Source organism: Agaricicola taiwanensis (assembly GCF_014635245.1).
GTDB classification, from domain to species: Bacteria; Pseudomonadota; Alphaproteobacteria; order Rhizobiales; family Methylopilaceae; genus Agaricicola; species Agaricicola taiwanensis.
In genome coordinates, this window is record NZ_BMCP01000003.1 from 124,951 (window position 1) to 149,822 (window position 24,872).

28 protein-coding genes are annotated in these 24,872 nt (G+C 64.7%); 13 read left to right on the forward strand and 15 right to left on the reverse strand.

The window, feature by feature from the left end:
• Positions 1–47: 47 nt before the first annotated feature.
• Complete coding sequence (locus IEV58_RS13990; protein WP_188410416.1) at positions 48–953, forward strand: MBL fold metallo-hydrolase; 906 nt, start codon at positions 48–50, stop codon at positions 951–953.
• On the forward strand, positions 950–2,134 hold the full coding sequence (locus IEV58_RS13995) for a serine hydrolase domain-containing protein (RefSeq protein WP_188410417.1): 1,185 nt from the start codon (positions 950–952) through the stop codon (positions 2,132–2,134). The genes IEV58_RS13990 and IEV58_RS13995 overlap by 4 nt, the downstream gene beginning before the upstream one ends.
• A gap of 7 nt (positions 2,135–2,141) precedes the next feature.
• On the opposite strand, the gene IEV58_RS14000 is transcribed toward IEV58_RS13995, so the two are convergent.
• The gene (locus IEV58_RS14000; RefSeq protein WP_188410418.1) at positions 2,142–3,194 is read right to left on the reverse strand and encodes a threonine aldolase family protein; all 1,053 of its coding nucleotides are present in this window, start codon (positions 3,192–3,194) and stop codon (positions 2,142–2,144) included.
• 190 nt (positions 3,195–3,384) lie between these two features.
• On the opposite strand from IEV58_RS14000, the gene IEV58_RS18270 reads away from it, so the two are divergent.
• A complete protein-coding gene (locus IEV58_RS18270; RefSeq protein ID WP_229729449.1) occupies positions 3,385–5,364 on the forward strand; it encodes a methyl-accepting chemotaxis protein in 1,980 nt (659 codons plus the stop codon).
• A 37-nt stretch (positions 5,365–5,401) separates the two neighbouring features.
• Here IEV58_RS18270 and upp read toward each other — a convergent pair whose 3' ends face one another.
• A complete protein-coding gene (gene upp / locus IEV58_RS14010; RefSeq protein ID WP_188410419.1) occupies positions 5,402–6,040 on the reverse strand; it encodes a uracil phosphoribosyltransferase in 639 nt (212 codons plus the stop codon).
• 75 nt (positions 6,041–6,115) lie between these two features.
• On the opposite strand from upp, the gene IEV58_RS14015 reads away from it, so the two are divergent.
• Entirely contained in the window at positions 6,116–6,610 is a 495-nt protein-coding gene (locus IEV58_RS14015) for a cupin domain-containing protein (protein WP_188410420.1), read from the forward strand.
• 6 nt (positions 6,611–6,616) lie between these two features.
• Here the strand turns inward: IEV58_RS14015 and IEV58_RS14020 are convergent, their stop codons facing one another.
• Positions 6,617–7,498 carry a LysR substrate-binding domain-containing protein gene (locus IEV58_RS14020; protein WP_188410421.1) on the reverse strand — a complete coding sequence of 294 codons (882 nt, stop codon included), beginning with the start codon at positions 7,496–7,498 and terminating at the stop codon, positions 6,617–6,619.
• Between the two features lie 142 nt (positions 7,499–7,640).
• On the opposite strand from IEV58_RS14020, the gene IEV58_RS14025 reads away from it, so the two are divergent.
• From IEV58_RS14025 to IEV58_RS14065, 9 genes are all read left to right on the forward strand, one after another.
• Complete coding sequence (locus IEV58_RS14025) at positions 7,641–8,501, forward strand: isocitrate lyase/PEP mutase family protein (protein ID WP_188410422.1); 861 nt, start codon at positions 7,641–7,643, stop codon at positions 8,499–8,501.
• The gene (locus tag IEV58_RS14030) at positions 8,494–9,405 is read left to right on the forward strand and encodes an MBL fold metallo-hydrolase (protein WP_188410423.1); all 912 of its coding nucleotides are present in this window, start codon (positions 8,494–8,496) and stop codon (positions 9,403–9,405) included. The genes IEV58_RS14025 and IEV58_RS14030 overlap by 8 nt, the downstream gene beginning before the upstream one ends.
• Positions 9,406–9,410: 5 nt before the next feature.
• Positions 9,411–10,223 (forward strand): MBL fold metallo-hydrolase, encoded by an 813-nt coding sequence (locus IEV58_RS14035; protein WP_188410424.1) that lies wholly within the window; start codon positions 9,411–9,413, stop codon positions 10,221–10,223.
• 44 nt (positions 10,224–10,267) lie between these two features.
• Complete coding sequence (locus IEV58_RS14040; protein WP_229729450.1) at positions 10,268–11,275, forward strand: Bug family tripartite tricarboxylate transporter substrate binding protein; 1,008 nt, start codon at positions 10,268–10,270, stop codon at positions 11,273–11,275.
• A 110-nt stretch (positions 11,276–11,385) separates the two neighbouring features.
• Positions 11,386–11,850, forward strand: coding sequence for a tripartite tricarboxylate transporter TctB family protein (locus tag IEV58_RS14045; protein ID WP_188410425.1), 465 nt, complete (start codon positions 11,386–11,388; stop codon positions 11,848–11,850).
• Between the two features lie 10 nt (positions 11,851–11,860).
• The gene (locus IEV58_RS14050; RefSeq protein ID WP_188410426.1) at positions 11,861–13,366 is read left to right on the forward strand and encodes a tripartite tricarboxylate transporter permease; all 1,506 of its coding nucleotides are present in this window, start codon (positions 11,861–11,863) and stop codon (positions 13,364–13,366) included.
• A 27-nt stretch (positions 13,367–13,393) separates the two neighbouring features.
• Entirely contained in the window at positions 13,394–13,807 is a 414-nt protein-coding gene (locus IEV58_RS14055) for a GlcG/HbpS family heme-binding protein (RefSeq protein WP_188410427.1), read from the forward strand.
• A 38-nt stretch (positions 13,808–13,845) separates the two neighbouring features.
• Positions 13,846–14,280: an MbcA/ParS/Xre antitoxin family protein gene (locus IEV58_RS14060; protein WP_188410428.1), complete on the forward strand. Its 435-nt coding sequence runs from the start codon at positions 13,846–13,848 to the stop codon at positions 14,278–14,280.
• Positions 14,277–14,966, forward strand: coding sequence for an RES family NAD+ phosphorylase (locus IEV58_RS14065; RefSeq protein WP_229729477.1), 690 nt, complete (start codon positions 14,277–14,279; stop codon positions 14,964–14,966). The genes IEV58_RS14060 and IEV58_RS14065 overlap by 4 nt, the downstream gene beginning before the upstream one ends.
• Here the strand turns inward: IEV58_RS14065 and phnN are convergent.
• The 12 genes from phnN to phnG all read right to left on the reverse strand — a co-directional run bounded on the left by phnN (position 14,953) and on the right by phnG (position 24,784).
• Positions 14,953–15,567: a phosphonate metabolism protein/1,5-bisphosphokinase (PRPP-forming) PhnN gene (gene phnN, locus IEV58_RS14070; RefSeq protein WP_229729454.1), complete on the reverse strand. Its 615-nt coding sequence runs from the start codon at positions 15,565–15,567 to the stop codon at positions 14,953–14,955. The genes IEV58_RS14065 and phnN overlap by 14 nt on opposite strands.
• A complete protein-coding gene (locus IEV58_RS14075) occupies positions 15,557–16,693 on the reverse strand; it encodes an alpha-D-ribose 1-methylphosphonate 5-triphosphate diphosphatase (protein ID WP_188410431.1) in 1,137 nt (378 codons plus the stop codon). Before IEV58_RS14075 ends, phnN begins: the two co-directional genes overlap by 11 nt.
• Positions 16,686–17,390, reverse strand: a complete 705-nt coding sequence (locus IEV58_RS14080; RefSeq protein ID WP_188410432.1) for a DUF1045 domain-containing protein — start codon at positions 17,388–17,390, stop codon at positions 16,686–16,688. Before IEV58_RS14080 ends, IEV58_RS14075 begins: the two co-directional genes overlap by 8 nt.
• A complete protein-coding gene (gene phnE / locus IEV58_RS14085; protein WP_188410433.1) occupies positions 17,390–18,208 on the reverse strand; it encodes a phosphonate ABC transporter, permease protein PhnE in 819 nt (272 codons plus the stop codon). The genes IEV58_RS14080 and phnE overlap by 1 nt, the downstream gene beginning before the upstream one ends.
• 64 nt (positions 18,209–18,272) lie before the next feature.
• A complete protein-coding gene (phnD, locus tag IEV58_RS14090; RefSeq protein WP_188410434.1) occupies positions 18,273–19,268 on the reverse strand; it encodes a phosphonate ABC transporter substrate-binding protein in 996 nt (331 codons plus the stop codon).
• Between the two features lie 22 nt (positions 19,269–19,290).
• Complete coding sequence (gene phnC / locus IEV58_RS14095; protein WP_188410435.1) at positions 19,291–20,133, reverse strand: phosphonate ABC transporter ATP-binding protein; 843 nt, start codon at positions 20,131–20,133, stop codon at positions 19,291–19,293.
• Positions 20,130–20,966, reverse strand: coding sequence for a phosphonate C-P lyase system protein PhnL (gene phnL / locus IEV58_RS14100; RefSeq protein WP_229729455.1), 837 nt, complete (start codon positions 20,964–20,966; stop codon positions 20,130–20,132). Before phnL ends, phnC begins: the two co-directional genes overlap by 4 nt.
• Position 20,967: 1 nt before the next feature.
• Positions 20,968–21,744 carry a phosphonate C-P lyase system protein PhnK gene (gene phnK / locus IEV58_RS14105; RefSeq protein ID WP_188410436.1) on the reverse strand — a complete coding sequence of 259 codons (777 nt, stop codon included), beginning with the start codon at positions 21,742–21,744 and terminating at the stop codon, positions 20,968–20,970.
• On the reverse strand, positions 21,744–22,622 hold the full coding sequence (locus IEV58_RS14110; protein ID WP_188410437.1) for an alpha-D-ribose 1-methylphosphonate 5-phosphate C-P-lyase PhnJ: 879 nt from the start codon (positions 22,620–22,622) through the stop codon (positions 21,744–21,746). Before IEV58_RS14110 ends, phnK begins: the two co-directional genes overlap by 1 nt.
• The gene (locus IEV58_RS14115; RefSeq protein ID WP_188410438.1) at positions 22,619–23,710 is read right to left on the reverse strand and encodes a carbon-phosphorus lyase complex subunit; all 1,092 of its coding nucleotides are present in this window, start codon (positions 23,708–23,710) and stop codon (positions 22,619–22,621) included. Before IEV58_RS14115 ends, IEV58_RS14110 begins: the two co-directional genes overlap by 4 nt.
• A gap of 4 nt (positions 23,711–23,714) precedes the next feature.
• The gene (gene phnH, locus IEV58_RS14120) at positions 23,715–24,323 is read right to left on the reverse strand and encodes a phosphonate C-P lyase system protein PhnH (protein WP_229729456.1); all 609 of its coding nucleotides are present in this window, start codon (positions 24,321–24,323) and stop codon (positions 23,715–23,717) included.
• Complete coding sequence (gene phnG, locus IEV58_RS14125; protein ID WP_188410439.1) at positions 24,323–24,784, reverse strand: phosphonate C-P lyase system protein PhnG; 462 nt, start codon at positions 24,782–24,784, stop codon at positions 24,323–24,325. Before phnG ends, phnH begins: the two co-directional genes overlap by 1 nt.
• Positions 24,785–24,872 lie beyond the last annotated feature (88 nt).

Below are 24,872 nucleotides of genomic sequence, written 5' to 3' on the forward strand. Positions count from 1 at the left end.
CTGCGGCAGGTTGTAGATGATACGGTTTCGCGCGAGGGGAGTGGTTCATGGTCCAGCAAATCGCCGTGTCGGATGCGGCTGTCCTCCAGGATGTTGCCAGCGGCGGAACGGCTCATGAGATCGCCCCGGACCTTGCCTATCGGCGGCTCGCCATCGTCAACGTCATCTTCTATGGCCTTCCCGGCGCGGGCAACCGCGGCTGGGTTCTGATCGACGCCGGGCTCTACGGCACCAAGGGTTTCATCAAGAGCGTCGCGGCCGAGCGCTTCGGTGCGGGAGCGCGACCTGCCGCCATCGTCATGACCCACGGCCATTTCGACCATGTGGGCGCGCTGGAAGAACTGGCCGAGGAATGGGACGTGCCGGTCTATGCTCATCCGCTGGAACGTCCCTACCTCCAGGGAGAGGCATCCTATCCGCCGGGTGATCCCTCTGTCGGCGGCGGGACCATGGCGGCCGTGGCCCGGCTCTATCCACGCGGACCGGTGGACCTCGGTCATCGGCTGCATGATCTGCCGGCCAATGGCGAAGTGCCCTTCATGCCCGGCTGGCGGTGGATCCACACCCCCGGCCATAGTGTGGGCCATGTCTCCTTCTGGCGGGAGAGCGACCGCGCGCTCATCGTGGGCGATGCCTTCGTCACCACCGCTCAGGAATCCGCCATCTCGGCCGCCCTGCAAAGCGCGGAGATGCACGGTCCGCCCATGTATTTCACGATCGAATGGGACAAGGCGCGCGACTCGGTTGGCCGCCTTGCCGCGCTTCAACCGGAACTAGTCATCACAGGGCACGGGAGAGCAATGCACGGCGAGGAGATGCGCGAGGCGCTGCAGCGGCTGGCCGACAGCTTCGACCGGGTCGCCGTTCCCGCGGATGGGACATACCTGCGCCATCCCGCCCGTGTCGAAGACGGCACCGCCTATGTGCGCCACAACAGGCCTGTGCCGCAGTGAACCTGCCCATCAATGGCCATGCCGACAGCCGCTTCGCCGCCATCGCCGATGTGTTTCGCGCCAATTTTTCCGACCGCGGCGAAACCGGGGCGGCGCTCTCGATCTATCACCAGGGCGTGAAGGTGGTCGATCTCTGGGGTGGCTACCGCGACGGGCGCGCGAGCCTTTCCTGGGAGGAGCATACCGTCGCGCCGGTCTTCTCCACCGGCAAGGGCATTGCTGCCATCGCCTGCGCCTTTGCCGTCTCGCGCGGGCTGATCCGATGGGATGACCCGATCGCCGCGCGTTGGCCCGAATTTGCGCGTCACGGCAAGGGCGACATCACCCTCCGCCAGATTCTTGACCACAAGGCCGGACTTGTCCTGTTCGGTCGGCCGGTCTACCGGCAGGATCTCGCGGACGAGCGCAGCGTGGCCGCTATCGCGGAGGAGATGAAGCCGGTCTGGCCGCCCGGCTCCCGCTGGGGCTATCACCTCGGCACCTTTGGTCTGCTGGTGGCGGAAATCCTCCGCCGCTGTGATCCGAAGCGTCGTGCTTTCTCCCGCTTTTTCCACGAGGAGATCGCTCGGCCGCTCGGGCTCGCATTCCGCTTCGGCCTGCCGGAAACTCTGGAGCGGCAACGGCTGGCCCATATCGAGAAGCCAGGCCTGCCGCAGTTGCGACAGGCGCTGTTCCACGCGCCCCCGGGCCTTGCAAGACAGGTTCTCAACCCCCTGTCGCGCCTGCATCGCACGTTTCGCGAGCTGCCTGATATCGACATGAACGATCGGGCCTGGCTGAAGCTGGAGTTTCCTTCCGCGAACGGGATCGGTGAGGCGAGGGCGATTGCAAAGCTTTATTCCAGCCTTGCCACGGGGGATCCGATCCTTGGGCTCGGCCAGGAGGTTCTTTTGGAGATCACCGCTCCCCCCGAGGTGCCACCCGCCGGCCGCACGGACCGTGTGATGGGGGTGGAAGCTGCCTGGCGCCTGGGCTTCACCCGGCCGTCCCGGGATTTTCCCTTCAGCCCGTCGGCGCGCGCCTTTGGCATGCCGGGGCTTGGCGGCTCTTTCGGCTTTTGCGATCCCGATCACGGCCTCGGCTATGCCTATGTTCCCAACCAGCTCGGATTGCTGCCGTTCAATGATCCGCGCGAGCGCCGGCTGCGCGAGGCCCTTTTCGGCATTCTGGCGAGAGGATAGCGCGGGATCAGGCGGCCGCCGCCTGGTCACGCAGGATCCGCGCCAGCACGGTGCCGGCCCGTTCCACGTCGGCGCGGCTGACGTCGAGGTGGGTGACCGCACGCATGCGGCGGGATCCCTCGACGCCCAGCCGTATGCCTTCCGCGGCGAGATGCTTCGACACCTCATGGGCATCGACCGCGCTCTCGGTCAAATCCAGGAAAACGATGTTGGTCTCGATGTTCTCGGGGAAAACCGTCAATCCATCGATCCCGGCAAGAAGACTGCCGAACAGACGCGCGTTGTGGTGATCCTCGGCGAGACGCTCCAGATTGTTTTCGAGCGCATAGAGACCGGCGGCGGCGAGAACCCCGGACTGGCGCATGGCGCCGCCGAGGCGGTGCTTCCAGTACCAAGCCTCCTCGATGAAGGCGGCGGAGCCCGCCAGGACCCCGCCCACCGGGCAGCCGAGGCCCTTTGAAAGATCGATCCAGGCGCTGTCGAAGCCGCGGGTGTGCTCGGCCATGGCGTGGCCGGAGGCCACCGCCGCATTGGGAAGCCGGGCGCCATCCATATGCACGGCGAGGCCGTGGCCTTGACCGACCGTGGCGATTTCCCAAAGGCTGGTCAGCGGCCAGACGCTGCCGCCGCCACGATTGGAGGTCTGTTCGACGCTGACCACCCGGCTGCGCGGCGAGCGATAGCGCGGTGCCCGGATGGCCGCCTCCAGCTGAAGCCCGGAGAAGATGCCGTCCGGCGAGGGGATGGGGCGAAACTGGGCGCCGGCGAAGGCGGAGGCTCCCGCGCCTTCCGAGCCGAAGACATGCGCCGTGTCCGCCGTGATGATCTCATCGCCGGAGCGGCAATGAACCAGGAAGGCGATGAGGTTGCACATAGTGCCGGATGGCAGGAAGAGCGCGGCCTCCATGCCAAGAAGTTCCGCCACCCGATCCTGCAGGGCCTGCGTCGTCGGATCCTCGCCCAGCTGTTCATCGCCGACAGGCGCCCGGCTCATGGCGGCCAGCATCTCCGCTGACGGGCGGGTCGAAGTGTCGGAGATGAGGTCGATGGCAGGCGTCATATCGATGTCGTCCGGATGGGCTGGGAGGATTTTGGCGATCTCGACGCGTGCGCGTCCAGTCTTTGCGCCTCAGCGTATTTTCATGGAGTTCATGAACCTTATTACACGATCATTTGCTGTAGCTTAATTATTTTATGGCCTAAAGGCATGGCAGGACTTTCCCTGCGCTCCCTTACTTGGATCTCCTTTGATGAGCGTACTTGAGAAGGTCCGTATCCGGACCATTGGGTCGAAGCTGATGCTTGCGACCACGGCCACGGCTCTGGCTGCCGCCTGCGCGGTCGGGCTGGCGAGCTACATGCAGCAGAACGACTTGGTGGACATGGCCATCGAGCAGAATCTGAGCTCGGACTATCAGTCCATCACCGACGCGATGGCCGAACAGGGCCAGCGGGCGATGGGTGTCGCCTATTCCTTCGCCAATGATCCGGTCGTGGCGGATGCCTTCGTGAGCGGCGACCGCGCGAAGCTGCTTGCGGCCTATGCCGCCGTCACGCCTGTTCTCAAGTCCGAACTGAATCTCGCATTGATCAGCTTCCACAAGCCGACGGGCGACAACCTCGTTCGCTTGCATGCGCCTGACGTCTTCGGTGACAACGTCTTCGGCCGCCGGCTGATGCTCGCCGATGTCGCGAAACAGGGCAAACCTCTTGTTGGCATCGAGCCTGGCCGTGACAGCGTCAGCATCTTCGCCTCGGTGCCGGTTATCAAGGATGGGGTGACCGTCGGAATCGTCGACATCGGCGCGCCGCTTGGCGCTGCTTTCCTTGCCGATGTGAAGAAGCGTTTCGACGTCGACGTCAGCATGAACGCCGTTTCCGGTGATGAGGTCAAATCGATCTCCTCCACCTTCGAGCAGAAGACGCTTCTTGATCCGGCCGCGCATAAGGAAGCTTCGACGGAACTGATCCACTGGCGCTCCGATGACATGGGTGATCGGCCCGTGGCGGTCCTCGCAGGCCCGCTCAAGAACTACTCCGGCAAGCCGATCGGCAGCATCGAGCTCGTGATGGATCGCAGCGAGTTCGCCGCGGCGCGTTCTTCGGCCATGATGGCCCTGGCCCTCGTGCTCCTCGGCGTTGCAGCCGTTGGAACCGGCGTGGCCGTGCTCCTCACACGTCACCTCGGCACACCGATCCGCGGCCTGACCGGCGCCATGGCCCGTCTCGCCAAGGGCGAGTGGGATGCTGAGGTTCCCGGCATCACCCGCAGCGACGAGATCGGCGAGATGGCCAAGGCCGTGCTGGTCTTCAAGGAGAACGGCATCGAGAACGAGCGCATGACGGCCGAGCGCGAGGCGGAAAACCAGGCCAAGATGCGCCGTGCGCAGAAGCTCGATGAACTGACCAAGGCGTTCGAGCGCAATGTGACGGAGCTGACCGGCAGCCTCTCGTCCGCCGCGACCGAGATGGAGGCAAGCGCCCAGTCTATGACCGCCATCGCCAGCCAGACGAACAGCCAGTCCGTCACCGTGGCCTCGGCGGCGGAACAGACCTCGGCCAATGTCCAGACGGTTGCCAGCGCCACCGAGGAGCTCTCGATCTCCGTTCGTGAGATCGTGACGCAGATCAGCCAATCCTCGCAGATCGCCGGCCGGGCTGTTGAAGGCGCCCAGCGCACCAACACCATGGTGCAATCGCTGTCCGACACGGCGGACAAGATCGGCGACGTGGTGGCCCTGATCAACAGCATCGCGGCCCAGACCAACCTTCTGGCCCTCAACGCCACCATCGAGGCGGCCCGTGCCGGTGAAGCCGGCAAGGGATTTGCGGTGGTCGCCAGCGAAGTGAAGGAACTGGCGGGGCAGACCAGCAAGGCGACCGACGAGATCGGCGCCCGGGTGACCGAAGTTCAGACGGCCACCCGCGAAGCGATCGCGGCCATTCAGGAGATCAGCAAGACGATCAACGACATGAGCCAGATCTCGGCCACCATCGCCGCCGCCATGGAAGAGCAGGGAGCGGCGACCAGCGAGATCGCCCGCAACGTGCAGGAGGCGGCGCGCGGCACCGAACAGGTGACCGGCAACATCGGCGATGTGCGCCGCGGAGCCGGTGAAACCGGAACGGCCGCAAGCCAGGTTCTGTCGGCGGCCCAGCAGCTTGCCCGCCACTCGAGCGATCTCGGCCGGGAACTGGACACCTTCCTCACCGGCGTCAAGGCCGCGTAAGCCACAGCGGAGGAGCGGCTTTCCGCTCCTCCGCCTTCTACCTGGTGCCGAACATGCGGTCGCCGGCGTCGCCGAGGCCCGGGACGATGTATCCATGTTCGTTCAGCCGCTCGTCTATCGCCGCAGTGATGATGGCGACGTCCGGATGGCGGTTCTGGAGCTGCGCGATGCCTTCCGGAGCGGCCAGCAGGCAGAGAAAGCGAATGTTGCAGGCGCCGGCCTTCTTCAACAGATCGACCGCCGCACAGACGGAATTGCCCGTGGCGAGCATGGGGTCAACCACGATCACAGGCCGGTTCGCGAGATTGTCCGGGACCTTGAAGTAATACTGCACGGCCTCCAGCGTATCGTGATCGCGGTAGAGGCCGATATGGGCGATGCGGGCGGCCGGCACGAGCTCCGAGAGCCCCGCGATCAGGCCTTCTCCCGCCCGCAGCACCGAAGCGAAGACGAGCTTCTTGCCGTCCAGCCGGGGCGCCTCCATGGATGTGACCGGCGTCTCGATCCGTGCCGTCGTCAGAGGCAGGTCACGCGTCACCTCATAGCCGAGCAACAGCGCCAGTTCCTTGACCAGCTGCCGGAAGGTGGCCGTGGAGCTGTTCCTGTCCCGCAACAGCGTCAGTTTGTGCTGCACCAGGGGATGATCGACCACGGTGACGGGAAGACTGGGTTTCATGGCCGCATCCTGGTGATTACGCTACGATGATCTATTCTGCCGCTCAGGCTCGCGAAAGCCAACGGGAGGTTCGGCATGGGCAATGACCACGACCCGCATCAACACGATCACCATGAACGCTGGAAACATGATGGCGTGCGCGTCATCAAGGGCAATCAGCTCGATGACAACACGGCGCAGACGCCTGGCATGTACCGCCAGGCCGCCATCAACCACGCACGCGTCGGCGCGCAGAAGATCTGGGCGGGCACGGTCGCCATCGCTCCCAACGCGAAGACGGGCGTGCATCACCACGGCGAGCTGGAAAGCGTGATCTATGTCGTCAGGGGCAGGGCGCGGCTGCGCTGGGGCGAGCGGCTGGAATATGTCGCAGAGGCCGAGCCGGGTGATTTCATCTATGTGCCGCCCTTCGTGCCGCACCAGGAGATCAACGCCGATCCCGATCAGGAACTGGAATGCGTGCTGGTCCGCTCCGACAACGAGGCGGTGGTGGTGAACATCACGGATGTCGATCCGGTCGAGGCGCCGGAAGAAGTCTATTGGGTGGACCCCATTCATAAGGCGCCGTGAGAGGCGTCAGTCTGGTTGCAGTTGCTCAAGGATCCAGCTGCGGAAAAGGGCGATGCGCTTCGGCACGGGGCGGCGGTCGCGATAGAGCATGAGAAATGCGTCGTCCATGTCGCAGAACTCGGGGAACGGCATCACGAGCCGCCCCTTGGCGACATCGCTCTCGAAGAAGCCGCGACGCCCCAGCACGATGCCGAGGCCATCGAGCGCGGCGCTATAGGCGATGTCGGTGCTCGTGAAGGTGATCTCATGCGGCATGGCAAGGTTCTGGGGCCGCAGGCAGTTGAACCACTTCTGCCAGTCGCCTTTGCCGCCCGGTGTCTGCAGCAGCGTGTGATGTTCAAGATCCTCGATCGCGTCGAGGGGAGGGCTGGCGGCGAGATAGGCCGGGCTGCAGACCGGCGTCAGGGAGCGGCGAACAAGCGTGTCTGCGTTCAAGCCGGGCGGGGCCTTATCGCACAGCCTGATGGCGACATCGAATTCCGCCGGCATGGGATCGCTCGGCATGGCAGAGGCGATGGTGACCTCCTGGCCGGGAAAGCGGGTGTGAAAATCGGGCAGCCGCGGGATCAGCCAGAGGCGGATGAAGAAACGGGACCCCCAGATGAGCAGCGGGCGGGCATCGGCGGCGGCGCCGATGGCCCGGGTGCCGGCTTCCAGTCGCGAGAGGCTGTCCTGCACCGTTTCCAGGTAAAGCCGGCCAGCTTCGGTCAGACTGAGCTCGGTTGAGCCGCGGACGAAAAGATCCACGCCGAGATGGTCCTCCAGCTTGCGGATCTGACGGCTGACCGCGCCGGGCGTCACATGCAGCTCATTCGCCGCCTTGCTGAAGTTCCGCAGGCGTCCCGCCACTTCGAATGTGCGCACGCCATTCAGCGGCGGCAATTTCATCACAGGCCCTCCCCCTTTGAGTTTTTCTCAAAGCGCGCGACTTTAACTCGTTTGACCCCGAGCGGGAACAGCCTTCACATCAGCCCCAACAAGACTGGGCCGGTCCCTACCGGACGCCAGGGAAGAGACATTGGGAGGGGCCGTGAAAGCCACAGATCGCAGAGAGCGCCTGCGCGCCATCCTGACGGGAGAGCGCTGCGTGATGCCCGCCTCCGTGCACGATCCCTTGTCGGCGCGCCTCGCGCAGTCGCTCGGTTTCGAGGCGGGCATGTTCGCCGGATCGGTTGCCTCCCTCATGGTGCTGGGCGCACCGGATCTTGCGGTGATCACACTGACGGAGTTCGCCGAGCAGGCCCGGCGGATCACCCGCGCCACCGATCTGCCGATCATCGCCGATGCCGATCATGGCTATGGCAACGCGCTCAGCGTCGCGCGGACGGTTGAAGAGCTCGAATATGCGGGCGTGGCGGCTCTGACCATCGAGGATACGGAACTGCCGCAGGCTTTCGGCGCGAAGGGCGCTCGCGTGATCCCGCTTGCCGAGGGCGTGGGGAAGATGCGCGCGGCGGTGAGCGCGCGGGATGACGCGGCGCTGATCGTTGTCGCCCGCACGGGTGCCTCCTCCATCTCCGGGATCGATGATGCGGTTACCCGCTGCAAGGCCTACCAGGACACCGGTGTGGATGCCCTGTTCCTCTCCGGCGTGGAAAGCCGGGATCATCTGGAAAAGCTCTGCGCGGTGGCGCGTGTACCGGTCCTGCTGGGCGCCATGGCGCCCGACGTGCGTGACCTCGACTATCTGAGCGGACTTGGCGTGCGCGTTGCGCTTCAGGGTCATTGGCCGCTGCGCGCGGCGATCTCCGCCATCCGCGACACCATGACGGCCCTGAAAGGCAACGCGGCCTATGCGGGCAGCGACACGGCGGCTTCGGCGGCGCTCATGGCCGAACTCAGCCATGACGCGCACTACAAGAAAGCGACCAAGGACTTCCTGAATGACTGATCTGTCTCCTCCCCTCGACAGGGCTGCGGCACCCGCCATGGGGCCCGTGACCGAGCTTTATCCCGAGCGGCTCTACGCGCTGCAGAACGTCATCCGTCTCGACGGGCGCATCAGTTCTTATCCGGCCAATGCTCGAGGTTACACAGTCTCCAACTGCTTCCTGATCAAGGAAGGCAAGGACGCCGTGCTGCTGGACAGCGGATATTCGGCGCATGAGGAATCCATCCTGGCGCAGATCGCCAGCGTGCTGGAGCCGGACGCGACGCTGTCGGTCTATCCCCTGCGCATCAACGAATACATGTCGGTGTGCAACGTGGAGGCCATCGCGGACCGCTTCAACGTGATCCAGTGCTATTCCGGCAATCCGGACGCCGCGCTCTGGGTCGACTTCGGACGACGGTCGGATGCGGCCGAACAGAAGCCCTATGCGCTGAAGACGACGCTGGTCGCCCGCAGCCAGACGCTTCAGGTTGGCAGCGAGGGCGCGCGGCCGATCGAGGCCTTCCAGGCGCCGATCCGCCTCATCGGCACGCGCTGGATTTACGATCAGGCCACCCGCACGCTCTTCACCTCCGACAGTTTTTCCCACGAGTGGAGCGACAGTCCGTCTGGTCCCTGGACCACGACGGCGGACGACAACAGCACCAGTGCCGATCACATCCGCAGCTTTCTCCTCAACACCCGCTACTGGTGGCTTGAAGGGGGCAAGACGAACGAGCTCCGCCGCAAGCTCGATGAGGTCTTCAGCAAATATGAGATCGACATGATCGCGCCGGGCTACGGGCGGGTCATCTGCGGCCGCGCGCTGGTGGAGCGGCAAGTGGCCATGTTCGACGACGTCCTGAGGCGGCTCGACCGCAGCGTCGTCCCGGCGAAATACGTCGATCGCGACGAGATTAGGTGATCCCCATGTGCCAGAAACATTCTCTCCCGCGCGAACTGGCCGAAGGCGTCTTCTGGCTGGGCGACTGCCTGGAGCAGCGCGCCAACGGCAAGATCTATCACACCTACAATGCCGCCTATCTCCTTGTCGGCACGGAAGCCTCCATGCTGATCGAGACGGGACATCCCAAGGATTTCCCGACGCTCGACCGGCAGATGACGGAGCTGCTGAAGGACCGTCCGCCGCTGAAGTATCTCTTCGTCACCCATCAGGAGACGCCGCATTCCGGTGGCCTCGGGCGTGTGCTGAGCCGCTATCCCAAGGCGGTTCTCTGTGGCGATCTCAGCGATTATCACCTTGCCTTTCCGGGCCTTGCCGGCCGCATGCTCGACCTGAGGGCGGGAGACGCGGTTGATCTCGGCGGCCGCTCCTTCGTGGCGGTCGAGCCTGTCATCCGCGACCTCAGGACCACCTGGTGGGGCTTCGACACCAAGGAGCGCGTGCTCTTTCCGGGCGACGGCTTCGCCTACAGCCATTATCACGAGGACGGCCACTGCGGGCTTTTCGCCGAGGAGGCCACCTCGCTGAATCTCCCCGAGGTTTCGGCGGTCTTCGCCGATCGGGCGCTGTTCTGGACCAAGTTCACGGACATGGGTCTTTATGTCGACCGGCTGCAATGGCTGGTGGACGAACTTGACGTGAAGTGCATCGCGCCGGCCCACGGGCTGCCGATTCAAGATCCCACGCAAACCGTACCGAAGGTGAAGGAAGGGCTGCTCTACGGCAGTTCGGTCCCTGAATCGGGCACCGAAACCGGCCTCGCGCCGGTGGCCGTCTGAGCTGAAGTTCAGGCTGCAATAACGATATAAAAATGGAGGAAACAATGACGATCGAACAGAAGCGTGCCGCGGCGACAGTGTCACGGCGCATGATGGTCTCTTTGGCGGTGATGGCCTTTGGCCTCGCCCTGCCGGCGACGGCGTCCGCTCAGGATTATCCGACCCAGCCGATCAAGCTGATCGTGCCGGGAACGGCAGGTGGCGGCATGGATGTCATCGCCCGTGTGATCGGCGACAGGATCGGTACCATCCTCAAGCAGCCCGTGGTGGTGGAAAACAAGCCCGGCGCCGGCGGCAACATCGCCGTCGACTATGTCGCCAAGTCCAAGCCCGACGGCTACACCATGCTGATCGGCCAGACCGCGCATTTCTCCATCAACCCGTCGCTCTATTCGTCCTTGCCATTTGATCCGGTCAAGGATTTCCAGCCCGTGACGCTGCTGGCGGATGCTCCCAACGTGGTGATGGTCAACGCGGAATCGCCCATCAAGAATCTGGACGAGCTTGTCGCGGCGGCCAAAGCCTCCGAAAAGGGGCTGTCGCTCGCAACTCCGGGCAACGGGACGGTCTCGCATCTGACAGGCGAGTTGTTCCAGAAGACCGCACAAGTGAAGTTCAACCACATCCCCTACAAGGGCGCCGCCGCGGCGCTGACCGATGTGATGGGCGGCCGCGTCGATTTCATGCTCTCGTCGATTCCAACAGCGCTGTCGCAGATCAAGGCGGGCAAGCTCAGGCCGATCGCGGTCTCGGCGGCAAAGCGCAGCCCCTCGCTGCCTGATGTCCCGACCATCGGCGAGCAGGGCTATCCCGGCTTCGACGCAGGCACCTGGTATGGCCTGCTGGTGCCGGCGGGCACGCCGACGGCTGTGGTCGAGAAGCTCAACGCCGCGGCCAATGAAGCCATCGAGGCCGATGACATCCGCGAGAAGATCCGCCAGGAGGGCGGTGACAGCTACGGCGGCACGAGCGCGGAATTCGCGGCCCTTATGAAGGCCGACAGCGAAAAGTGGTCCAAGGTCGTCAAGGAATCCGGCGCCAAGGTCGACTGACCGGCCGACCTTCGCCAATGAACATCCTGCCGCCCGTCTGAGGTGACGCGGCGGCAGGACCGCGTCACGGCGGATGGACCAACCTGCTCATGCAACAGAGGATCACCCGGATGTCTCCGACCATTCGCGCGCCCAAGGAATTTTGGATGGGCCTGCTCTATCTCGCCCTTGGCGGTGCAGGCATCCTGATCGCGCAGCATTATCCCTTCGGCACCGCGAGCCGGATGGGGCCTGGCTATCTGCCCAGCCTCGTCTGCGGATTGTTGATGCTGTTCGGCGTCATCTCGCTGGTGCGGGCGGTGCGGCTGACGGGTGAGCCCATCGGTGAGATCGCCTTCAAGCCGCTGTTTCTCGTCCTGCTGAGCGTCTTCGCCTTCGCGGCTCTCAGCCTGCGCGCGGGGCTGGTCATCGCGATCATCGCCCTTGTGCTCATCAGCGCCGCCGGCAGCCGCTATTTCACCTTCTCCTGGAAGGCGATGGCCGGCATGCTTGTTCTCGTCGCCTTCTGCAGTCTCATCTTCGTACGGGGCCTGGGTGTCCCGCTGCCGTTGATCGGCACATGGTTCACGGGCTGAGGAGGCGCGCATGGAACTCTTCGGCAATCTGGCGCTCGGTTTCGAAACGGCGCTGACCCTCACCAATCTGGCCTATTGTTTCCTCGGGGTGCTGCTCGGCACGGCCATCGGCGTGCTGCCGGGGCTGGGCCCCGTGGCGACCATCGCCATGCTGCTGCCGCTCACCTTCGGGCTTCCGGCGGAGACCTCGCTGATCATGCTCGCGGGCATCTATTACGGTGCGCAGTATGGCGGCTCGACGACGGCGATCCTGGTCAATCTGCCGGGGGAATCCTCCGCGGTCGTCGCGACGCTCGACGGCTATCAGATGGCGCGGCGCGGCCGGGCGGGCGTGGCCCTTGCCACCGCCGCCATCGGCTCCTTCGTTGCCGGCACCATCGCCACCCTTGTCATCGTGCTGTTCGCGCCGCCGCTTGCCGGCGTGGCGCTGGAATTCGGCGCGGCCGAATATTTCTCGCTGATGGTTCTGGGGCTGATCGCCTCCATCGTGCTCGCCCACGGTTCGCTGCTGCATGCCTTCGGCATGATCCTGATCGGCTTCTTCCTGGGCTTTGTCGGCACCGATGTGAACTCGGGGATGCAGCGGTACAGCTTTGGCGTGCCGGAACTGGGCGACGGGCTCAACTTCGTCATCATCGCCATGGGCACTTTCGGGCTGGGCGAGATCATCGCCAACCTCGGCACCGAAATGAGCCGCGATGTTCATGCCGCGAAGATCAACAACCTGATGCCGAGCCGCGAGGATTTCCGGCGGATCGTCAAGCCGATCCTGCGAGGGACCTTCCTCGGCTCGTTCCTTGGAATCCTGCCCGGCGGCGGGGCCATGTTGGCCGCTTTCGCGACCTATTCGATGGAGAAGAAGCTGTCGCCGCATCAGGCGGAATTCGGCCATGGCGCGATCGAGGGCGTCGCGGCGCCGGAATCGGCCAATAACGCGGGCGCGCAAACCTCCTTCATTCCCATGCTGACGCTCGGCATCCCTTCCAATCCCGTGATGGCGCTGATGATCGGCGCGATGATCATCCAGGGCATCCAGCCGGGACCGTCGGTGATGACCGAACAGCCGAGCCTGTTCTGGGGGCTGATCATCTCGATGTGGATCGGCAATCTGATGCTGCTGGTCCTGAACCTTCCGCTTGTTGGAATCTGGGTGAAGCTCATTTCGGTGCCCTACCACTTCCTCTATCCCGTCATCCTGACGTTCTGCTGCATCGGCGTCTTCAGCCTCAACAACTCCACCTTCGACATCTACCTGATGATCATATTCGGCTTCATGGGATATGTGTTCCGCAAGCTGGGAGCCGAGCCCGCCCCCATGCTGCTCGCCTTCATCCTCGGTCCCATGATGGAGGAATATCTGAGGCGCGCGCTGCTTCTGTCGCATGGCGATCCCGCCGTCTTCATCTTCAGCCCCATCAGCGGCGCGCTTCTGGTGGTGGCCGTCATCCTCCTGCTTCTTGTGCTGCTGCCATCGATCAAGCGCAGCCGTGTTGAAGCCTTCCAGGAGGAGGCATGAACCCAACCCCATGACAAGGAGACACCTATGAAGCTCGAGACAGCCCAGGGAATAGTGACCGCCATACTGGCGGACGCCCGAGACCGCGGCTTCAATCCGCTGGCCGTAGCCGTGATGGACGCGCGAGGTGCGATGCGCGCGCTTGCGACGGAAGACGGCACCAGCACCAAGCGCGCCGAAATCGCCATGGGCAAGGCACATGCGGCCGTTGCCATGGGCTTCGGCACCCGCGATCTTGCGAAGCGCGCGCCGCAATTTCTCGCGGCGGTGACCCACGCGGTTGGCGGGCTCTTCGTGCCGGTTCCAGGCGGCGTGCTGATCCGGAGCCAGGACGGCAGCCTCCTCGGCTCGGTCGGCGTGTCCGGCGAGAGTTCTGACAACGACGAAATGGCTGCGGTCGCAGGCATCACGGCGCAGGCCCTGGTGGCTGACCCGGGCTAAGCCTTGTTTTTGCCGTTTGGCATGTTATATCTAATTCCATGCCAAACAACAGCGCCGCCATTCAGCTCACTCTCGTCCAGCCGACACCGGCCAACAGCGCTGTTGATCGGATCACGGATGAAGAGGCGGCTGCCCTCGCGCGCACCACCGTCAATCTCTTCCGCGCCTGGGGCCTCAGCGATGCTGAGGCCTGCACGCTTCTGGGCGGCATGGCCCTCAGAACATGGGCGCGGTGGAAGGAGGGCGCGATCGGGCGGATCGACCGCGACCTGCGGGCCCGTATGGCGATCCTGATGGGGATCCATAAGGGCTTGCGGCATCTCTTTCGCGATCCGGCGCGCGGCTATGCCTGGATCCGCAAACCGAACGCTTTTTTCGCAGGGCAATCGGCGCTCGACGTGATGATGCGCGGTGAGATGACCGATCTCATCGATGTGCGCGGCTTCCTCGACGCTGAGCGCGGGGCGTGGTGACGCCGCCCCTGCGGCGGGTGACCTGGCGGCAGACCTGGCGCATCATCCGCTCCATCTATCCGCCGATCGATCTTTTCGAGGACATCGCCGATCCCGCCGATTGGGAAGCAGTGGCTTCGGCGGAGGCCAAATTCAACCCGCGTGTGCGGGACGCGGTGGGCGATCTTGTCAAGCTGCCGGTGGCGCGGCGCGTGACGGGTCCGGGAGCAAGCTGGGTCAACGCGCCCTTCGTGCATTGTTCCATGCTCAGGCCCAGTCGGTTTTCCGACGGGAGTTTCGGGGTCTACTACGCCGCCGACCGTGAGGAGACGGCGCTTGCCGAAACCATCCATCATCACAGCCGCATGATGCGGGCGACAGCGGAGGCGCCAGGCTGGACCTCGGAGTTCCGGGCGCTCATCGGCAGCATCGACCGCGACCTGCACGACGTGGCGGACATGCCCGGGGTGCTTGATCCCGATCGCTATGAGGCGTCCCAGCAGCTTGGGGCCGACCTGCGGAGGGTTGGAAGCGACGGCGTCACCTGGCCCAGCGTCCGGCACCGGGAGGGCCGCTGCATTGGCGTGTTCTGGCCTGATGTGATCACCATACCGGCTCAGGGAAGCCACTTCGCCTATCACTGGGATGGCGGCAGGGTCGATTTCATCAAGCGGCTCGATACGGGCGAAGTGCTCAAGGTGAGCTAGCGGAGGCGCTGGCGGCCTGGCGTGCGGCTCCCGCGGATCGCCTGAGATGGCCGACCATCTGCCGGACCGCGCCGGCGAGATCGGCGGAATTGTCGATGCTTATGAAATCACGTGTCGCCTCAGGCAGCTCAAGCGGCACCTGACGCCCGATCCTTTCCCGGATTTCCTCCTCCGTTTCGCGACCGCGGGCGGCAAGGCGTCCCACAAGCAGCTCCGGCCGCGCGGTCACTTCGATGACCTCGATGGCGCCGAAGCGGTGTGCCGCGGGCTCCAGGGCGCGCCGCGATATATTCGCGACCACGGTATGGCCCTGCGCCAGATCCTGCAGAACCGCAGCCGGAAGGGCATAGTGAAGCCCATGCGCCTGCCAGGAGAGGCAGAAAGCACCTTGCGCCTCAGCGGCTAGAAAAGCGGCTTGGCTCAGGCTGTCGTGATCCTCAGTGCCGCCGTCCGACGGGCGCGTGATGACGCGTCGGACAAAACGTACATTGCGGCAATCCTTGAGTTCTCGGGCGGCGCGTGACAGCAGAGTGTCCTTTCCGGCGCCGCTGGGGCCGACAATGGCAACGAATACACCGGGGTGATTGGCTTCAGGCGACACGCTGCCCCTCCCGCCACACACCTGCGATGAATGGCGGCAGGCCGTCGGCCGTGCGCACCCGCACAAGGTCGGCGCGCCGCCCGATCTCGATCCGGCCGCGATCGTGAAGCTGCGCGGCTGCTGCCGGATTGGCCGTGATGAGACGGATTGCCTGAGGCAAGTCGAGAAGATCCCGTTCGGCGAGGACAAAGGCGGCCTGCATGAGGCTGAAGGGCACATAATCGGAGGAGAGGATGTCCAGTGCGCCCTTTGCCAGCAGATCGGTAGCCGAGACATTCCCGGAATGCGAGCCGCCGCGCACCACATTGGGCGCGCCCATCAGGACCTGAAGCCCGGCCTGGCGTGAGCGCTCCGCCGCTTCGATGGTGGTCGGGAATTCCGCCAGCGACACGCCCAGCGCCACGCCTTCGGCGACATGATCGGCGGTGGCGTCGTCGTGGGACGCGACCGCGATGCCTGCGTCATGGCAGGCGGCGGCGATCAGCCTGCGGTTGCGATCGGAATTTTCCTGCGATTCCGCGATCCGGCGCTCGCAGAAGGCCTCAAACTCGGCGTCGGAGATCTTCTTCTTACCCTGGTAGTAGATGCGATAGGCATCCAGGCTGACGAACTGACGCTGCCCCGGCGCATGGTCCATGAGGGAGGCCAAACGGACACGGTCGTTATCCTTGATGGCATCAAACTGGTCCATGACGTCGGAGACCGAGACCTCGCAGCGCAGATGGATGAAGTGATCTGCCCGCAGCCGCTCGGCGGCGCTGGCGGCCGAGATGGTGGCGGCCATGGCCTGCATGTCGGCCGCACCGAGTTCGATGTCGCCGTCCGATCCTACGCGTAGGGCATCGAACACCGTGGTGATGCCCGAGGTGGCGATCTGCCCGTCATGGGCCTGCAGGGCCGCGGCCATGTTCCAGCGCACCTTCGGCCGGGGCTGGAAATGGCTTTCCAGATGATCGGTGTGAAGCTCGACACATCCCGGCATGACGTAATCGCCGCCGACATCAATGCCGATGGTGGCGGGACCGGAGGTGATGTCGACGATGATGCCGTCCCGGATAACGAGCGTTCCGTGGACGATCTCGTCGGCGAGGATCATGGCGGCATTGGTGAAGATGAGTTCAGACATGGGATGCACGGGGGGTTGTGTCGTCGCCGCCGCTGAAGCGGTGACAAGCGTGAATGTGGAAGGCGTGGCCGGGCGCGGGTTCGATGAAGAGTGCCAGCCCGTCGATGAGGAGCGGTGCGCCGAGCGCGGAGGCGAAATGGCTGCGAAGCGCCGCACCGACGCGCTTGGCATCGCAGGCGAGCCGCATGGCGTTGGTCAGTGTCATGTGAAAACGGAACTCGTCGAGGACAAAGGGGTAGCCCCAGGCCTTGAGATAGCGAAGCTGCCGCTCGGTCAGGCTCTCCGGCCGGCGGCGGGCGATCTCCTCCGGCGTCGGCGGAGCCCGGAAGACATCAAAGCTGGTCAGCGTATCCCGTTCCAGTTCCCGTAGAGCCGGCGTCTCCTGCTCCGGCACCAGCGCGTAAAAGTCGTCCAGCAGGGCCAGCGAGAGCGCGTTTATCATCACGCCCCGGCGCCCGGCGCAGAAGGAGGCCAGGTGCTGATCGACCTCGTCGAGCGAGACGTCGGGCCGCAGGCGCCAGGGTGCCTTCAGCGTGGCGTGAAAGCCGTAGCGGGAGGGCGCGGTTATGAAGGGCGCGATCGAAGGGTCCGGCGCCTTGTTCTGGACCCTGGCGAAAGCGTCACGCCCAAACCAGCTTGCCGCGAGTTTCGTCAGAGCGGCATCGCGAGGAGGCGTGAAGTAGATGGCTGCCCGCATCAGATGACCATCTTGCGCAGCTGCTGCGACACGAGATCCATGAGGGACACCGTGATCACCACGATGATCAGGATGGCGGCCGCCTGCGGATAGTAGAAGCCGCGAATGCTCTCGAACAGAACCTGCCCGATGCCGCCGGCCCCGATCAGGCCGAGCACGGTGGCGGAGCGGACGTTGGATTCGAGCCGGTAGAGCGAATAGGAGATCCAGAGCGGCAGCACCTGCGGAATGACGCCGAAGATGACCTGCTGAATCCGGGACGCACCGGTGACGCGGATGGCCTCCACCGGGCGCGGGTCGATGGCTTCGACGGCTTCGGAAAAGAGTTTGGCCAGGATGCCCGTGGTGTGGATGAAAAGTGCCATGACACCGGCGAAGGGTCCGAGGCCGACGGCCACCACGAAGAGCACCGCGAAGACCACTTCATGGATGGCGCGGAAGAGGTCCATCAGCCTGCGCACCGGGTGGAGCACCCACCAGGGCACCATGTTGTGCGCGGAAAGGATGCCAAAGGGGATCGATAGCAGGACCGAGAGGAAGGTGCCCCAGAGTGCGATCTGGATAGTGACGGTCATCTCTTCCAGGTAGTAACGCCACTCGCTGAAATCGGGCTTGAGGAAGCCGCTGGCATAATCGGCCATATTGCCGGCATCGCTGAAGAGATAGGTCCAGCGGCTCATTTCCGCCGGGCCCCAGCTGACGGCCAGGGCAATGGCGAAGACCAGGGCAAGGACGCTCATGCGCCATCCGCCACGATCATGCGCCGGATCTTTCGGCGGAACGGCGGCCCTGCTCTCGGGGAGAATTGCGTCGGTCATGATGGCGGTTCCAATTGAGGGTGAGGCGGGCCGATGAGCCCGCCTCCGGGCACTCGTGTCGGGATCAGCCGTTGGCGGCGGCGGCGAGCTCGGCCTCGTATTTGGCCTTCTGCTCGGTCAGTTCCTTCACCTTCGCTGCCTTGTCCTCGGCCGACAGCTTGGAGTCCGCTTCGGCCTGGGCGATGTCCTTGGTCAGCTCCATGACGCGGATCGGCAGCAGCTGCTTGTTGCTGGACTCGCGGAACGGCGCCCATTTCAGGCCGGCCAGGATCTTCTTTTCCTTGGCGACGTCACCGGTCGACTTATCGGTGCCGTAGGTCATGAAGAAGTCGCGGATCTTGGTCTTCGTCTCATCCGACAGGTCCTTGCGCCAGACGATGGGATCTGACGGGATCAGCGGCGAGCGCCAGATCTCGCGGATCTTCGCATAGGCGTCCGGCTTGTTCTGCTTGATGAGGGCCATGTTCTCGGTGTTGTTGGTGGCTGCATCGACCTGGCGGTTGGCCACCACCATGGCATTTGTCTCATGATTGGCATTGGTGACGTTCTTGAAGCAGGTCTTGGGGTCGATGCCGCGTGCGCTGAAGACGAAGGTCATCGGCACCAGATAGCCGGAGGTCGAATTGGGATCGCCCAGGCCGAAGTTGAGGGACTGATCGCATTTCAGCACGTCATCGAGGGTCTTGATGGGGGAATCCTGCGGGACGAGGATCACCGACCAGTAGCCGGGCTCGCCGCCCGCGGGTACGCTCTGGACGAAGACCTCGCCCTCGGCGCGATCGACGGCTTCCATGGCCGACTTGTTGCCGTACCAGGCGACCTGCACCTTGTTGAAGCGCATGCCTTCGACGATGCCGGCATAGTCGGAGGCAAAGAACGGCTTGATCTCGAGACCGGTCTTCGCCTTCATGTCGTCAAGCAGCGGCTGCCAGCTGGTCTTGAGGTTCTGCTGCGATTCCGTCGAGATGATGCCGAAGTTGATGGCATCCTGGGCCTGAGCCGCAGCGGTCATCGTCAAGGCGAACGACATCGCCGCGATGCTTTTCAGTGTCGCGTTCATGTGACTTCTCCGGTTGATTGGATCAGGCGGACATCAGCGCCGTCTGATAGTTTCTCGGCTCCGCCTTGTGTGGGGGAGCCATCTGCTCCGCCGGAGCATCCGGCAGCACGAGTTCTTCCGACGCCGAACCATAGAGTTCGGCGAGGAAATCGTTGGAAAGGGCGGTGGAGGGGCCATCGTAGACGATGGCGCCGTCGCGCATGGCGACCGTCCGCTTGCAGTAGCGGCGCGCATATTCAACCTGATGCAGCGACACCAGGACGGTGATGTTGTCCTTGCCGTTGATGTCGGCGAGGACATCCATGACGCGGCGCGCGGACGAGGGATCAAGGGCGGAGATCGGCTCGTCGGCGATCAGGATCTCAGCCTCCTGCACCAGGGTGCGGGCGATGGCCGCACGCTGCTGCTGGCCGCCGGAAAGGGTGGACGATCGCTGCCGCGCCACCTGGGGGATTCCCACCCGCGCCAGCGCCGCCTGCGCCTTTTCCTTTTCATGCCGATTGAACAGGCCGAGCGTGCCGCGCCAGCGAGGCGCGCGTCCAAGATGCCCGATCAACACATTGGTGAGGACCGACAGCCGCCCGACGAGATTGAACTGCTGAAAGATCACGGCGACTTTGCCGCGACGCGCGTGACCGGACATCCGGCCGCCGGCCTGCGAGACCTGGCCGAGGACCTCGACCTTGCCGCTGGCGCCGTCGCCTGTCTCCAGGCCGGCGATGTGCCGGATCAGCGTGCTCTTGCCGGAGCCGGAGGCGCCGATCAGCGCGACCATCTCGCCACGTGCCAAGGTCAGGCTGACTTCCTTCAGCGCCTGCACCGCGCCATAGCTTTTGGAAAGATTGGAAACTGTGATCGCTGTCATCGTTGTGGTCCCCTAAATTGCTCTTCTTGAAGAGATGCAGAGGTTTGTTGTGAGCTGCCGTGACGTTCCGATGAAGGTTCTGTGACCGCTTCGATTTTCTTTCGGGCGGAAAACGAGGAGACATCGATCGTTCGTGTGACGACCGCATCCCGGACCGGTTGATCATGGAAGATGCCCAGAACGCCGGTGCCGGCCTGCAGCTTCTCCTTGATCAACGCGATCACGACGTCGCGATTGGCCGCGTCCAGCGAGGCTGTCGGTTCATCCAGGAGCAGAACGGGATGATCGGTGATGAAGCCGCGCGCGATGTTGACCCGCTGTTTCTCGCCGCCGGAGAAGGTGGCCGGCGGCAGTCCGAACAGCGCGGACGGCAGATGGAGACGATCGAGCAGGGCGGTGGCCCGCTCCCGTGCCTCATCAGGGTCCGTGCCACGCGAAATCAGCGGTTCAGCGACGATATCGAGCGCCGAGACCCGGGGCACCGCCCGCAGGAACTGGCTGACGTAGCCGATGCTGTCGCGCCGCAGATCCAGAATGAGCCGCGGATCGCCGCCGCCGAGATCGTCCAGTTCGCCGGTCCTGCGGTTGCGGACCAGGATCTGGCCGCCGTCAATGGCGTAGTTGCCGTAGACCATGCGCAGGATCGAAGATTTTCCGACGCCGGAGGGGCCGCCGAGCACGAGGCACTCGCCCGGGTGAAGCGCGAAGCCCACATCTTCAACCACGGGCAGGCGGATGCCGCCGCGCAGGTGCATGGTGAAGGACTTGGCGACGCCTGAGGCCGAAAGCAGGGCGCTCTGAGGCATGGAGCCGGTGGGTTGATGAAATGTCATCTCAGCTCTCCGGGATCGAGGCGACGAGAAGCTGCGTGTAGGGATGGCGTGGGTCATCGAGCACCCGGTCCGTCAGCCCTGACTCCACGACGCGGCCGCTCTTCATGACGATCATGCGCTGCGACAGGAGCCGCGCGACCGCGAGGTCGTGCGTGACGATGATCACCGCAAGGTCGAGTTCGGACACGAGCGAGCGCAGGAGGTCGAGGACGCGGGCCTGGACCGAAACATCAAGGCCTCCGGTCGGTTCGTCCATGAAGATGAGCCGGGGGCGGGTGACGAGATTGCGCGCGATCTGCAGGCGCTGGCGCATGCCGCCGGAGAAGGCGACGGGCTGATCATCGATCCGCTCCGCCGCGATCTCGACGCGCGACAGCCATTCGGTGGCCGTGTGCCGGATCTCGCCATAGTGCCGTTCGCCGACCGCCATCAGCCGTTCGCCCACATTGGCGCCCGCGGAGACACGCATGCGCAGGCCGTCGGCGGGGTTCTGGTGCACAAAGCCCCAGTCGGTGCGCATCAGGAAGCGCCGCTCGGCTTCCGAGAGGTCGTCGAGGTCAGGGAAACGGCCGTCCCGCATCCGGTAGAGGACCTGCCCGGAGGAACGATCCAGCCGGCCGGAAATGCAGTTGAGCAGCGTGGTCTTTCCGGACCCGGATTCGCCGACGATGGCCAGTACTTCGCCCGGCCAGAGGTCGAAGGAGACGTCCGTACAGCCGATGAAGGTGCCATAGCGCTTTTCCAGCGCGCGGACCGAGAGGATGGGGGAAGTCGTCATCACACCGTCTCCGTCACATCATGCGCTGCCGGTTCGGGGCTGTGCCCCTCGGCACGACGCGTCTCGCAATGGTCGGTGTCGGAGCAGACGAACATCCGGCCGCCGCGGTCGTCGGTCACGACCTCATCGAGATAGACGCCCCTGGCGTTGCACAGAGCGCAGGGCGCATCGAAGCGCTGCACGGAGAAGGGGTGATCCTCGAAATCGAGACTGACCACCTTGGTGAAGGGCGGCAGGGCATAAATGCGTTTCTCGCGCCCGGCGCCGAACAGCTGCAGCGCCGGCGAATTGTGCATCTTGGGATTGTCGAACTTGGGAATGGGCGAGGGGTCCATGACGTAGCGGTCCTCGACCTTGACCGGATAGGCATAGGTGGTCGCGATATGGCCGTGCTGGGCGATGTCTTCGTAGAGCTTGACGTGGACAAGGCCGTATTCCTCAAGCCCGTGCATGAGACGGGTTTCCGTCTCGCGCGGCTCGAGGAAGCGGAGCGGTTCGGGGATCGGCACCTGGTAGACGATGATCTGCCCCGCTTTCAGCGGTGTTTCCGGAATGCGGTGGCGCGTCTGCACGATGGTGGCATCTGGCATCCTGGTGGTGGTGGCGACACCGGCGGTCTTGGCGAAGAAGGAGCGGATGGAGACCGCGTTGGTGGTGTCATCCGCGCCCTGATCGATGACCTTGAGCACGTCGTCCGGTCCCAGGATGGCGGCGGTGACCTGAACGCCGCCGGTACCCCAGCCGTAGGGCATGGGCATTTCCCTGGAGGCGAAGGGCACCTGATAGCCGGGGATGGCGATGGCCTTCAGGATCGCCCGGCGGATCATGCGTTTGGTCTGTTCGTCGAGATAGGCGAAGTTGTAGCTTGGGAGGGTCATTCCGCGGCCTCCTGGCTCTCTGCGCGTTCAGCATCTTCGCGCCTGAGGAGGCGCAACAGATCCAGTTCAGCCTGGAAGTCGACGTAGTGCGGCAGCTTCAGGTGTTCGACGAAGCCGGTGGCCTGGACATTGTCGCAGTGCTCCAGGACGAATTCCTCGTCCTGCGCCGGGGCCATGCGCTGTTCGCCGAATTCATCGGCGCGCAGAGCGCGGTCGACCAGGCTCATGGCCATGGCCTTGCGTTCGGATTGGCCGAACACCAGCCCATATCCACGAGTGAAACGCGGCCCTTCGCCGTCGGTGTTCTTGAACTGCGAGACCATCTGGCATTCGGTGATGCGGATGCGGCCGATGGAGATGGCGAAACCGAGTTCCGGCATTTCGACCTCCACCTCCACCAGCCCTACGCGGATCTCGCCGACGAAGGGGTGGGTGCGGCCATAGCCGCGCTGGGTGGAGTAGCCGAGCGACAGGAGAAAGCCTTCATCTCCTCGGGCCAGCGCCTGCAGCCTGAGGTCGCGGGCCGCCGGATAATCTGTCGGATCCCGCGTCAGATCGGCCGGTTCGGAATCGGACTGCCCATCCGGCTCGATCAGTCCCTCGTCGTTGAGGATGTCCATGACCCGGGGGCAGCTTTCGCGCTCCCTTCGCGGCTGACGCTGCGGCGCGGCCACCTCCTCGTCGGTGGCCATGGCGGGGTCTATCAGGCGATGGGTGTAATCGAACGTCGGGCCGAGCAACTGACCGCCTGGGATGTCCTTGTAGGTGGCGGAGACGCGCCGTTCGATCTGCATTCTGGACGTGTCGATGGGGCGCGAATAGCCGAAGCGCGGCAGCGTGGTGCGATAGGCGCGCAGCAGGAAGATCGCCTCGATCAGATCGCCACGCGACTGGCGCACAGCCATGGCCGCGAGATCGGGATCGTAAAGCGACCCTTCCGCCATGACGCGATCGACCGCCAGCGACAGCTGCCCGGCAATCTGCTCCAGGGAGAGCGCCGGAACGGCGCGATCTCCACGGCGCCGGTCGGCCAGAAGCCTGTGCGCCTGCTCGATGGCGGCCTCGCCGCCCTTTACGGCCACATACATCGCCTCAGGCCTCTTCGATAAGGGTTGTTCGTGGCAGCGCGACAGCTTCCGGCCCGCAGACCAGAATGAGATCGAAGCTCAGGGGGAAGTGCGCCGCATTGGCCGCCATGACGGCACAGAAATGGGCCGGAAGGCCGCTGGCCGACATGAAAGCGTGATCCTTGATGCCGGGGCCGCTTAGCCGCAGGCGGCTCCCTTCGGAAAGAGAGGACACCGGGCAAAGCAGGGTGGCGGAACGATCGGGATAGGTGGCGGTGCCGATGGGAAAGCGGTCCCATGACGAGGCGTTCGTCCTGGACGAGAGCACCGCGAAGGCGGCCTCTTCGGGCGCCTCGACAATCGGCGCGCCTGTCTGAAACGACACCCAGGCCGCGGCCGTCGCCATCTCGTCCGGCGCTTCCATCCACACGGGCGTGTCATAGTCGGCCAAGGCGGCAAGCGTGGCCGCCGCGGCCGGCCCGAGCGGTGCCGGGGCAACAGCGGCGGCGCCGAAATCGACGCGGGTGCCGGGGCGGGCGAAGGCGTCCATCAGCGCCCGGAAGACGCTCTGGGACGCCATGACAGCGTCGGCGAAACCGCCATCGTATTCCGCGCCTGTCGTCATGGGGACCATCAGTCTTCCCCCCGCACCAGCGTGAAGAAGTTCACCCGGGTCGCCTCCGTCTCCTCGGCCAGGCGGCACTCGGCGTCGTTCTGGAGTTGGCGCGCGGGTATGACGATTTCGTCGTCGATCCGCTGGACCCATTCAGGCAGCTGCCGGAGCGCATCCAGATGCGCGACCATGCGAGCCTTCTCCCCGTCCCGGCCCAGCACGACGGCATGGCCGATCTCGCCGCCCGCGAGTTTGACGGTGGCGCGAGTAACGCTGGCCTCCCCGAGATTGAAGGCGGCGCCACCGCCTCCGGCGCGGCCGCGCACCATCACCGCGCCGATCTCCGGCCCGCGGACGGGAAGGGAGGCCGGGGCAACCTCCGCGAGGCGTGCATAGCGCTCGGCCAGCCGGGCGGCAGGCATCGCCGCCATCGCCTCGAGCGCCCGCCTGCGGTCCGCTGTCTGTTGCTCGGTATTCATCATCCGCGTTCCCATATTTGTCTATTTGTGTAGACAACTAGTCTGATGCCCGATATGAACGCGCTTGCATGACGGCCTGATGACATCTTCG

Coding starts and splice junctions, on each gene's coding strand:
- IEV58_RS14045 (WP_188410425.1), top strand. CDS start 11,386: ATGTCTCCGACCATTCGCGCGCCCAAGGAATTTTGGATGGGCCTGCTC.
- IEV58_RS13990 (WP_188410416.1), top strand. CDS start 48: ATGGTCCAGCAAATCGCCGTGTCGGATGCGGCTGTCCTCCAGGATGTT.
- phnG (WP_188410439.1), bottom strand. CDS start 24,784: ATGATGAATACCGAGCAACAGACAGCGGACCGCAGGCGGGCGCTCGAG.
- phnL (WP_229729455.1), bottom strand. CDS start 20,966: ATGACATTTCATCAACCCACCGGCTCCATGCCTCAGAGCGCCCTGCTT.
- upp (WP_188410419.1), bottom strand. CDS start 6,040: ATGAAACCCAGTCTTCCCGTCACCGTGGTCGATCATCCCCTGGTGCAG.
- IEV58_RS18270 (WP_229729449.1), top strand. CDS start 3,385: ATGAGCGTACTTGAGAAGGTCCGTATCCGGACCATTGGGTCGAAGCTG.
- IEV58_RS14020 (WP_188410421.1), bottom strand. CDS start 7,498: ATGAAATTGCCGCCGCTGAATGGCGTGCGCACATTCGAAGTGGCGGGA.
- IEV58_RS14030 (WP_188410423.1), top strand. CDS start 8,494: ATGACTGATCTGTCTCCTCCCCTCGACAGGGCTGCGGCACCCGCCATG.
- phnH (WP_229729456.1), bottom strand. CDS start 24,323: ATGGTCCCCATGACGACAGGCGCGGAATACGATGGCGGTTTCGCCGAC.
- IEV58_RS14115 (WP_188410438.1), bottom strand. CDS start 23,710: ATGTATGTGGCCGTAAAGGGCGGCGAGGCCGCCATCGAGCAGGCGCAC.
- IEV58_RS14035 (WP_188410424.1), top strand. CDS start 9,411: ATGTGCCAGAAACATTCTCTCCCGCGCGAACTGGCCGAAGGCGTCTTC.
- IEV58_RS14075 (WP_188410431.1), bottom strand. CDS start 16,693: ATGTCTGAACTCATCTTCACCAATGCCGCCATGATCCTCGCCGACGAG.
- phnE (WP_188410433.1), bottom strand. CDS start 18,208: ATGACCGACGCAATTCTCCCCGAGAGCAGGGCCGCCGTTCCGCCGAAA.
- phnD (WP_188410434.1), bottom strand. CDS start 19,268: ATGAACGCGACACTGAAAAGCATCGCGGCGATGTCGTTCGCCTTGACG.
- phnC (WP_188410435.1), bottom strand. CDS start 20,133: ATGACAGCGATCACAGTTTCCAATCTTTCCAAAAGCTATGGCGCGGTG.
- IEV58_RS14040 (WP_229729450.1), top strand. CDS start 10,268: ATGACGATCGAACAGAAGCGTGCCGCGGCGACAGTGTCACGGCGCATG.
- IEV58_RS14055 (WP_188410427.1), top strand. CDS start 13,394: ATGAAGCTCGAGACAGCCCAGGGAATAGTGACCGCCATACTGGCGGAC.
- phnK (WP_188410436.1), bottom strand. CDS start 21,744: ATGACGACTTCCCCCATCCTCTCGGTCCGCGCGCTGGAAAAGCGCTAT.
- IEV58_RS14080 (WP_188410432.1), bottom strand. CDS start 17,390: ATGCGGGCAGCCATCTACTTCACGCCTCCTCGCGATGCCGCTCTGACG.
- IEV58_RS14050 (WP_188410426.1), top strand. CDS start 11,861: ATGGAACTCTTCGGCAATCTGGCGCTCGGTTTCGAAACGGCGCTGACC.
- IEV58_RS14110 (WP_188410437.1), bottom strand. CDS start 22,622: ATGACCCTCCCAAGCTACAACTTCGCCTATCTCGACGAACAGACCAAA.
- IEV58_RS14015 (WP_188410420.1), top strand. CDS start 6,116: ATGGGCAATGACCACGACCCGCATCAACACGATCACCATGAACGCTGG.
- IEV58_RS14000 (WP_188410418.1), bottom strand. CDS start 3,194: ATGACGCCTGCCATCGACCTCATCTCCGACACTTCGACCCGCCCGTCA.
- IEV58_RS14060 (WP_188410428.1), top strand. CDS start 13,846: ATGCCAAACAACAGCGCCGCCATTCAGCTCACTCTCGTCCAGCCGACA.